1 pseudogene is annotated in these 324 nt (G+C 60.2%); it reads right to left on the bottom strand.

The window, feature by feature from the left end:
* Nucleotides 1-88: 88 nt before the first annotated feature.
* Nucleotides 89-324, bottom strand: a pseudogene (locus MKK65_RS00015) (hypothetical protein); the annotation flags it as partial.

The following is a 324-nucleotide window of genomic DNA, read 5'->3' as shown; positions in this document are numbered from 1 at the left end:
CCATGGCAGGCACGGGTTAGGAGAAGGTCAACGCGGTCTCTGGTTTCCAAAGGGTCGAGCCCTTTGGCGGGGTTCGGGGCCGAAGCCCTTAAAACGGCCCGGACAGGTTTTTAACCAAGCGAAAGAGTTCGCGGTGCCCTTTGTTTTGGCCCACCTTTTCAACAAGAAATTCCATCGCTCCGTTGCCGCCCACGGGTTTGGGATTCCGCCGCTCCACTAGGTTCTCTTTGTGGCGGTCGGGCGGGACAAGAACCTCCTCTTGGCGGGTGCTGGGGCGGGTGATGCCCATCGCCGGAACGATGCGCTGGTCAGAGACTTGGCGTT

Source organism: Methylobacterium sp. J-001, assembly GCF_022829565.1.
GTDB lineage: Bacteria > Pseudomonadota > Alphaproteobacteria > Rhizobiales > Beijerinckiaceae > Methylobacterium.
The sequence above is the reverse complement of the archived record's forward strand: the minus strand, read 5'-3'. Positions and strand labels throughout refer to the sequence as shown.